General features: G+C 70.0%; 5 protein-coding genes and 1 pseudogene. 4 read left to right on the top strand and 2 right to left on the bottom strand.

Annotated elements, in window-relative coordinates:
- Positions 1–605: pseudogene (locus tag GT042_RS06605) on the bottom strand (2-isopropylmalate synthase); the annotation flags it as partial.
- 511 nt (positions 606–1,116) lie between these two features.
- On the opposite strand from GT042_RS06605, the gene GT042_RS06600 reads away from it, so the two are divergent.
- Positions 1,117–2,337, top strand: coding sequence for a Shedu anti-phage system protein SduA domain-containing protein (locus tag GT042_RS06600; RefSeq protein ID WP_161307766.1), 1,221 nt, complete (start codon positions 1,117–1,119; stop codon positions 2,335–2,337).
- Positions 2,334–2,666, top strand: a complete 333-nt coding sequence (locus tag GT042_RS06595) for a hypothetical protein (RefSeq protein WP_161307765.1) — start codon at positions 2,334–2,336, stop codon at positions 2,664–2,666. The genes GT042_RS06600 and GT042_RS06595 overlap by 4 nt, the downstream gene beginning before the upstream one ends.
- A gap of 145 nt (positions 2,667–2,811) precedes the next feature.
- Here GT042_RS06595 and GT042_RS06590 read toward each other — a convergent pair whose 3' ends face one another.
- A complete protein-coding gene (locus GT042_RS06590) occupies positions 2,812–3,543 on the bottom strand; it encodes a DUF4232 domain-containing protein (RefSeq protein ID WP_161307764.1) in 732 nt (243 codons plus the stop codon).
- A 201-nt stretch (positions 3,544–3,744) separates the two neighbouring features.
- Between GT042_RS06590 and GT042_RS06585 the strand changes: the two genes are divergently transcribed.
- Both GT042_RS06585 and GT042_RS06580 read left to right on the top strand, forming a co-directional pair.
- On the top strand, positions 3,745–5,217 hold the full coding sequence (locus tag GT042_RS06585; RefSeq protein WP_161307763.1) for a transcriptional regulator: 1,473 nt from the start codon (positions 3,745–3,747) through the stop codon (positions 5,215–5,217).
- An 89-nt stretch (positions 5,218–5,306) separates the two neighbouring features.
- The gene (locus tag GT042_RS06580; protein ID WP_161307762.1) at positions 5,307–6,830 is read left to right on the top strand and encodes a hypothetical protein; all 1,524 of its coding nucleotides are present in this window, start codon (positions 5,307–5,309) and stop codon (positions 6,828–6,830) included.
- The last annotated feature ends 229 nt before the right edge of the window (positions 6,831–7,059 follow it).

The raw sequence follows: 7,059 nt of genomic DNA, 5'->3' as shown, positions 1-7,059 counted from the left end.
GTGAAGATCTCCGGCGAGTACTGGTAACCGAGGACCGCGTCGTGGCCCAGTATCTTGTCGGCGTAGTCCATCACCAACTGGGTTCCGCCCACGGCGATTTGCTTGACCTGCTCCTTCGTACCGCGGAAGACGACGCGGCGGAAGGTGGGCGCGGTGGCGTTGTAGAGATGCACGGTGGCCCGCCGAGCACCTCTCAACGATTCCACCGTCCGCTCGATCAACTCCTCACGCCCCTGCGTCAGTACGGAGATCGTCACGTCGTCCGGGATCGCGCCCTCTTCGATGATCGACCGTACGAACGCGAAGTCGGTCTCACCGGACGACGGAAAGCCGACCTCGATCTCCTTGTAACCCAACCCCACCAGCAGGTCGAACATCTCACGCTTGCGCTCGGGCGACATGGGGTCGATGAGCGCCTGATTGCCGTCCCGCAGATCGGTCGACAGCCAGCGCGGAGCCTGGGTGACACGGGCGTCCGGCCAGGCGCGGTCGGCGAGGTCGACGGCTTCGTACGGCCGGTACTTGTGGACCGGCATCGCGCTCGGACGCTGGGGGAGGGCGGCGGCGGTCAGGGGCGTGGGGCGGCGCACAGAGGGGTCGGACATGGGGGGAGATCTCCTGGGGTGCTGTTCGCCGGCCCGGACGGCCCGGTGCGGAAGGGAAGGGTGGCCGCCCGCCGGTTCGCCGGCCGACCAACACCGCACCGGGACGCCGACTGCGCGACGGGATCGCCGACACGCTCCGAACGGCCCGGTTCGTGGCCGCGCTGCCACGGAGAATCCATGCGGTACGGATGGGGCGCCGCGAGATCACACGTGACCCGTCCCCTCATCCTCAACCACACCCCCACCCACAACCCCCGCCCCGCACGGACGTTGCCCCCCGGTACAACCCCCAATGCCCGCCCGTCCCCTCACGCCCGGCCGCGCACGATCTCCTTGCCGCGCCCGGCGGCACGTAGAAGGGACCGAGCCACCCGTTCCGCTTCGTCGGGGTGTCGCTTTCCGGCGCAAGCCCTCGTCCGGCGACGGTGCACGCCAGGCGACGACGAACTTTGCGGTCGAATCACGCCGAGTCCGGAGGCAGTTGTCGGTGCTCGGTTCTAGGGTGCCGCCCATGGCGACCACATTCCGATCCAGCTACACACTCCGGCTCATGGTCGAAGAAGCACGAAAGCTCACCGAGCACGCGAGCGTGCGGGAGCGCATTGACGTGGTGCTGCGCATCATGGGAACGCGCTTCGGCGGGAGGACGCACGGCAAGGGCAGACCACTGGTGGACGCCTTGGAGGATGTCGCTCAAGAGTCGCTCCTGCACGAGGACATCGCGTTCGCCCGGCGCTTCCAGCGGTTTGCCGGCTACGCCCGCGGCGAACTCTTCCTCGAAACCGTCGAGAACTACTACGACGACGAGGCGCGGCAGCGCAGCGAGAAATACATGCGGCGCATGGCCGCCATGGGTGCCGAGCGGGCGGTCGCCGCCTTGGACGTGCTGTGCGACCAGAATCCCGAGGCGACCGCCGCCGACGCCCGTGCCCTCTTCCACGGCATCGCCCGGTCCACCGACCACCTCGGGATCGGGCCCGGCGAGGGCGGGATCCAGCTGTCCACCAAGTACCTGAGGCGGCTCCAGGAGTACGGGCACATGGAGCTGGTTCTCCGGAACCTGCCCCGGCCCGCTTCCGCAGAGGCCGCCCGGATGATGAGCGATCTCCTGGCAGACGCCGACGCGGGGCTGCTGGCCCAACTGCTCGAACTGAAGGCCCGGCAAGCCGGCCTCACGGCCCTGCGTGCGGCGGTGGACGAGCCGGGCAGCTCCGAGAGCGCATTGCACGCCTGCCTCAAGAACCAGGAGTGGATCTTCGGTGGCGCCTACGTGGCCGAGCTGGCCCGCCGCCAGTACACCCCGGACACCATTCTCGACATACCGCTGCTGCGCGGCGACGGCTCCCTGCATGTGGTGGAACTCAAGCGTGCCAACATCGAGAACCTGGTCATCCGGCTCAACGGCCACCTCATGCTGGGTGGCCCCGCACACCACGCGGTGTCGCAGGCGCAGAACTACCTCCGGGTCATGGACGAGAACCGCCGGCCCATCCTCAACCAGTACGGAGTCGACACCCGTAGGGCCTCGGCTACGGTCGTGATCGGGCACACGCAGTACGCGAAGGGGAGCGTCACCGCCCAGGAGATCGCGGAGACGCTGCGGACCTACAACACGCATACGGCCCGCATAGAAGTGATCACATACGAGACCCTCCTCGATTCGGCAGCCCGGATGCTGGCTCTGTCGTCGGCGGCGCAGGACCCGGAACCGAGCGAGGAGCCCACGGCATGAGCGACAGCGACACGCCTCCGGGGATTGAGCCGCTCCTGGCCCGCCTGTGTGGAGGTGCGATCACTACCAAGGACTACGTCGGCTACTTCATGAACGAGTTCGGCGAGGAACTCGTCTTCGCCCAGCGTCGGGGCGAGAAGACCGCCAGGTTCTGGCACAGCGACGCGGACTGGGAGATGTTCCGCGTCGGCGACCACTCGATACGTGTGGACGGCGAACTGGAAGGAATGATCACTGTCGGCGACCTGATCATCAATCGTCCAGAGGCGACATGGCTGTCCTCTTGTTTGGCAGCCTCCCGCCACTTGCGCCCGGGACGTACCAGATGACAGCCACAACACGGGACGCGGGCATCCGCAGTGTCCGAAGGCGGGATGGTGGTTCGGAACGGGACCGACCACCACCACGGGCCGGAGCCGGTGGTGGTGGTCGGGTGGGGGTGGGGATGGGGGCGGGGATGGGGGTCGGCGGGCGTCACCACATGATGGCGTCGTCCATCGACTGCTGCCAGTACGTGACCTTGAGCGAGTCGTCGATGTGGACGCCCTTCGCGGGGAGCTTGGGGTTGGCGGCCTTGCCGGTGGTCCCGTTGATGGAGCGGCCCTGGAAGTAGACGGTCAGGGACTTCGCGGTGTAGCCGTTGCCGCCGCTGCCGTCTGCGGCGGAGAGGCTTACGGAGGCGTAGCCGGACTGGCCCGGTTCGAGGGTGACGACGGCCTGCGGCTGGGAGGCCTCGATGACCGGGGGTACGGACTGGGCCTGGCTGAAGCGCACGATCGGGTAGGTGTACAGGTAGCAGGTCTTGCTGCCGGTGTTGGTGACGGTGAGGAGCATGTGGTTGATGGGGCGGTTCAGCGGGGCCGCGACCGTCTTGGTGTTGGAGCCCTCACAGGTCACCGCCTTGGCTGCGGCGGCCGGTGCCTTCGCGGGGGAGGCCTGTGCGGCCGATCCCTTCGAGGGCTTCGAGGCCTTCGAGGCCGTCGAGAGGGTTTCCACCGGCTTTGAGGTGGTGTCGGCCGGCTTCGCGTCGGTTGAGGTGGACGCGGCTGCGGTCGCGGCTGCCGGTGCGTTGTTCGCCGGGGCCGACGACGCGCCCTCGTCCCTCGTCCCCGTCCCGTCGCTGCACGCGGTCAGGGAGAACGCGGCCAGCGCCACGGTCGCGGCGGCGGTCAGAAGGCGGGTGCGGGAGTTCCGGATGCTGGACATGTGCTGAGCCCCTTGGGTGTTCGGGAGGGTGTGGTGCTTGGATGACTGGAGCTTGTGGGGTGACCCGTCCCAACCGCCACGGCCAGCGGACAGTACGGGACACTGGGACACTGGAACAGGCTTTGAGCTGGGGAAACGTCGTCCCCCTGGAACGCCGGAATGGGACGTCGGAGACACGGGGGATGGTGGATGGTGGGACGAGTGCCGGAAGCGACCGGGGCCGGTAGGGCGGACGCGTTCGCGGAGCTGCTGCTGGAGCTGAAGGAACGCTCGGGGCTGAGTTACGGGGCGCTGGCCAAGCGGCTGCACATGAGTACGTCCACGCTCCACCGCTATTGCAGCGGCGCCGCGGTGCCCAACGAGTACGCACCGGTGGAGCGCCTCGCGCGGGCATGCCGGGCGACGCCGCAGGAGTTGATGGAGCTGCATCGGCGGTGGATTCTGGCGGATGCGGTACGAGGGGGGAGGGCGGAGTCGCAGGCTGAGGCGGGGACGGAGGCCGGAACCGAGGCCGCTGCCGGGTTGGGGGCGGGGGCGGGTGCGGGTGATGGGCCGGTTTCGGTTTCGGGATCTGATCCCGGTTCCGGTTCGGGTGCGGCCAGCAGTTCCGTACCGGCGAGTGGCTCCGTACCGGCGGACCCTTCCGTACCGGCCGACGACCGTACGGACAGCGCGCCGCCAGTACCCGACCCCGTCGTCACCGACGCGCCGCCCGACCCCAACCCCGCCTCGCCCGCCCGCCGTCGCCGCACCACCCTCATCGCCGCCGTCGCCGTGGCCGCCGTACTGGGAGCCGGGGCGCTCGCCGCCCAGGGCCCCTTCGGTGGCGGCAAGGACGACACCGGAGCCGGGGGCGCCGCCGGCGCCACGTCCGTGACCACCGGCAAGGCGCAGCCACCACACCCGTCGGCGACGGACTCCCGTACACCTTCCCCGAGCCGTGAGAGTGGCGAGAGCGGCGGGAGCCACAAGCCGTCCGCCCCCACCTCCGCCTCCCCACCCCGCACCACCGACCCCGGCGCCTCGAACGACGGTGCCGGACCAGGCGCAGCCAACCCCGCCGACCCCGCCGACGCCGTACCCCTGAACGTCGCCACCCGCCCGTACATCTACGACAACCCGTGCAGCCAGCACTTCCTCGTCGACAGCGAACCCGAGCAGGTCGGCCCGCCCGCGACCGAGCAGGACGCGCCGCGCTGGGCCGCCGCCTACGGCGCGGTCTCCTCGGAGGAGCAGCGCGTCGCCCTGACCGTCCAGGGCACCGGCCAGGACACGGTGGTTCTGGAGGCGCTGCACGTACGCGTGCTCACCAAGGGCGCGCCCCTCGCCTGGAACGACTACGCGATGGGCGTGGGTTGCGGTGGTGGCGTCGAAACCAAGTCGTTCGACATCGACCTCGACAACGGCAGCCCGACGGTCAACGTCAAGAACGGCCAGCGCGACTTCCCGTACAAGGTCAGCGAATCCGATCCGGAGATCTTCTACATCACCGCGCACGCCGCCGCTCATGACGTCCGCTGGGACCTCAGCCTGGAGTGGTCCAGCGGCAGCCGCCGCGGCACGGTCCACATCGACAACGACGGGACCCCGTTCCGTACGAGCGCCGGCGCCGCCCGGCCCGGCTACGACTACCCGCTCGGCGGCGGCGAGTGGATCAAGCGAGAAGGCGGCTGACAGATCCTGGTGGCGGTGCTTATGATGCGCGGGATGAAGACCAACTCCTCGTTCGGATCGGGGGAATCGTTCTCGCAAGGTGAGTGCTGATGGCACCTCGCTCCGAGAACTCGATTCCGTCCCACCTGTTGATGTGGCAGCGCGTACGCGAGTACGCCGTACCACCGTCCATGATCGAGAACGCGACCGCACGGCGTGCGGTCGGTGACTGGGCCGGGGCGTGCGCCGCCGCCCGAGTCGACGTCGATCTCGATCTGCGCGCCGTGCGCGATCGCCACGGCACCGAACTCGCCACCCACCTGCGTGCGGATCTGCGCCGCCTGGCGCCGGATCTGCTCCGCTGGCACATGCCCAGGAGCGCGCCCGACGGGCGGCTTCGGGCCGGCCTCACCATCTCCCTTGCGCGGTACGGGAGTTCATGCGGCATCTCGCCGCAACTCGTCGTACGGACTCCGCCGGCCCGGGCGGACGCGGGACAGCGGATGTCCCTGGCGTTGTGGGAGGGGTCCGGAAGTGACGCCACCTCCACGACCTCCACCTTCACCTCCACCTCGGACCACGCCCAGCATCCATATCCGCACCCCCACCCCCACCCGCATCCGCATCCGCATCCTCATCCCCACCGGCGTTTCCGGCTCGACCTGCACCGGCACCTCTGGGACTCCGACCGGAGCGGCGAACTGGCGTGGCGGTGCGGTGCGGGCGCGGCGCCGGACTACCGCTGGGCGTCGTCCAGTTGGGCCGCCGAGGCAGAGGCGCTGTTGCGGGCCGAGGGGCGCCCTCGCGGGCCCTTCACCGTACGTCTCGGTACGCGCAGCCGCGCCGTACTCGACCTTGTCGCCCCCGACGACAGCCACGCCCCGACGTTCCGGCCGCTGCGGGAGGCGCTGCCGCCGCAGGAGGTCGCGGCGCTTCCCGTACTGCCGGAGGCGGCGGCCCGGGCCCTTCCGGATCTGGAGCTGCTACGGAACGGGCTGATCGCGGCCGACCGGCTGCACCCGCTCGTCGCCCAGGCGCTGGCGGCGCGGACGAAGCAGATGATCCGGACGGTTCGGACGATACCGACGGCATCGACGGCACTCGCTCCCCCCGTCAACCCACCCGATGATCCCCACCAGGTGGAGTGCCGGGGCGAGGTTCACCGGATAGCACTGCGGGACGGCACACTGACAGCGATCGACCACGATCCGGCCCAACTGCGCCGGGAAGAACTGCTGGTGGCGTTCGGCGGGCCCCCGCTGCCCTGCCTGCGGGCCATCGAGCGGGTGCATCGTGACCCGGAGGCGCTGCCCGCCGTACGGGAACGGCTGGGCCACGGCGACATCGCCGGGGCGCTGGCCGTGGTCGAGGGGTTGCTCGGTCCCGGCGCGGTCCTGCGCGACGGGCCGTTGCGGGAGGAACTGGAGTCGGCCGCCGCCCGCCGTATCGACCACGGGCTCTTCCGCTCGGGGCTGGTCGCCGCACACCCCGGTGCCGGTGCGGCGGCGGGCGGCAAAGCCCCGGACCTCAGGTACGCGGAGGCGGCCCACCGCCCCCGCCTCGACCGCCGTACGCCTTTCTCCGTGCGGCTCAGGCAGAGCAGGCGGAACCGGCCCCGTAGCGCCCTGACCTGACCTGCCTGACATGACTTGATGACCTGACCGGCCCTCCCCCCCAACTCACCAGCCGAGACACCTCAGTTCCCGCCGCGCCCACATCACACCTGGTGCGCCGCACACCCCTGCCCAGCCCTCGGGGACAGACCCGAACATGTCTGCCCCTATCCCTCTCAACAACCCAAGGTGATGCCCATGACCTCCAGCACGCTCCTGCCCACTCCCACCCCTGCCTCCACCCCCGCCT

It is taken from the genome of Streptomyces sp. SID3212 (assembly GCF_009865405.1).
In the GTDB taxonomy this organism is placed as follows: Bacteria; Actinomycetota; Actinomycetes; order Streptomycetales; family Streptomycetaceae; genus Streptomyces.
The sequence above is the reverse complement of the archived record's forward strand: the minus strand, read 5'-3'. Positions and strand labels throughout refer to the sequence as shown.

Coding starts and splice junctions, on each gene's coding strand:
- GT042_RS06590 (WP_161307764.1), bottom strand. CDS start 3,543: ATGTCCAGCATCCGGAACTCCCGCACCCGCCTTCTGACCGCCGCCGCG.
- GT042_RS06600 (WP_161307766.1), top strand. CDS start 1,117: ATGGCGACCACATTCCGATCCAGCTACACACTCCGGCTCATGGTCGAA.
- GT042_RS06595 (WP_161307765.1), top strand. CDS start 2,334: ATGAGCGACAGCGACACGCCTCCGGGGATTGAGCCGCTCCTGGCCCGC.
- GT042_RS06580 (WP_161307762.1), top strand. CDS start 5,307: ATGGCACCTCGCTCCGAGAACTCGATTCCGTCCCACCTGTTGATGTGG.